This window comes from Pyrobaculum sp., from assembly GCF_049971835.1.
In the GTDB taxonomy this organism is placed as follows: Archaea; Thermoproteota; Thermoprotei; order Thermoproteales; family Thermoproteaceae; genus Pyrobaculum.
This window is the reverse complement of the sequence record NZ_JBMFKV010000338.1, coordinates 1-1,556: the sequence shown is the minus strand read 5'-3', so window position 1 is coordinate 1,556 and position 1,556 is coordinate 1. Positions and strand designations below refer to the sequence as shown.

3 protein-coding genes are annotated in these 1,556 nt (G+C 65.0%); all 3 read right to left on the bottom strand.

The genetic code is table 11. The annotated features are described in order from the left end of the window. Positions 1-496, bottom strand: a 496-nt coding sequence (locus ACP5J3_RS14420; protein WP_428496315.1) for an inosine/xanthosine triphosphatase, incomplete at its 3' end; no start/stop codon positions are given. After that, on the bottom strand, positions 493-1,134 hold the full coding sequence (locus tag ACP5J3_RS14415; RefSeq protein ID WP_428496314.1) for a class I SAM-dependent methyltransferase: 642 nt from the start codon (positions 1,132-1,134) through the stop codon (positions 493-495). The genes ACP5J3_RS14415 and ACP5J3_RS14420, both read right to left, overlap by 4 nt. Next, a partial coding sequence (locus ACP5J3_RS14410) for a hypothetical protein (protein WP_428496313.1) occupies positions 1,109-1,556 on the bottom strand: 448 nt, incomplete at its 5' end. The genes ACP5J3_RS14415 and ACP5J3_RS14410, both read right to left, overlap by 26 nt.

Below are 1,556 nucleotides of genomic sequence, written 5' to 3'. Positions count from 1 at the left end.
GGACTAGGGCCATGGCGACTGCGGCTAGGTTTAGGTCTTTTCTGGTTATGCGCCTCTTGGTTAGAGCGCCTATGATGCCTTCGCGGTAGCCTATGGAGGGTCTTTGGTAGTGCCTCTCGGCTAGGGCGCCGAGCTCCACGCCGTTTAGGACGTGGGGGAGGAAGGGGGGCGGTATCTGGAAGGCGGGGCCGAAGCCTATGGTTACTACGCCTTCTCTGTCTGCGACGGCGGCTATGGTTATGTCGAGGTGGGTGTCGGCGGCCTGCACCGCCCCCGCCTCTATCCCGACGCCGTGTTCCGCCTTGGGTATCTGGCTCAGCGCGGCTTTTGCCCTCTCCACGGCTCCCCTCACCACGGCTTCGAGGCCTACGGGCTGTGGGGGGACTGGGGGCCGCGCCGGGGCTGGCACCACCACCGCCGGTATGCCGAACATCTTGTAGGCCTCCTCCACTGCTCTTATCTTGTTTGGGTTTTTCGTCCCCACCGCCACTATCACGGGTGGGTAGTTTTCCCCCGTTTAAATTCTAGACAGGCGAAGCCCGCCCGCTCGGCCTCGTCTATGCCCGTGTCGACGGGGTCCTCCGGGGCGTCGGGCCCGGGGGGCGGGGTGAATAGGGTGGCGACCACCCTGGCGGGGGCGGGGCCGGGGGCCATGGCGGCTACCTCAGCCAGTGTGTAGAACTTGGCTTTGGAGTAGAAGGGGTGGCCCCGGGCGCCCAGCTCGGCGTAGAGCCTCCCCCATGGCGAGTTTTTCGGAACTACGCAGGCCACGACCCTCTGGGCGACGCGGGCCGCCTCTCTCAGCACCGCCGCTGGGTCGTCGACGAAGCACAGGGTGACTACGAGGAGGGCGCATGGGTAGGCCCCGTCTCTAAGGGGGAGGCGTTCGCCGACTCCCTCCACGAGGTCTAGGTCTCTGGGGGCTAGCCTCAGCATCTCCCGCGCCGGGTCGACGCCGGCTCTGAGGCCGAGCGGCGCCGCGAACCTCCCCGTGCCGACGCCGATCTCCACCCCGCCGCCGCAGCCCAGCCTCTCCACTGCGGCTAGTTCAGAGCGGTATATGGCTTGGTGCCTCTCGTACCACCTGTCGTAGTCGGCGGCCCTCTGTCTAAACACCTCGACGCCTCTCCACATATGGACAGTACCCCTCCTTCGCCACCTTGAGCTCGTACACGCCCTGCTGAGTCACCAAGGCGACTCTCTCTGCGGGCGGCGCCCCCTTAATCACCAAGGCGCCGTGCGACCTCTTCGGAATCACGACCTCATTCCCGGTGTGCACCACCTCGCCGTGGCCCGCGGCGGCGCTGGGGGGTAGGTGGTATCCCCCCACGTCGATGTACATGAGATTCAGCTCCCGGGGGGCGCCGTCTATACAGACGACGATGTCCCCGCCCTCCCTATATGCGTACATCGCAGCGGCCTTCGGCCAGTGTAGGAACGGTAGGAGGTCGGCGATTAGCTGGATCAGTGCGGCAATATCCACTGAGTCTCCCCGGCGTGGGTATTTATCTATTTCCAGTAGTTCTTGTTGCTGAGTATCTTCCTCAACTCCTCTG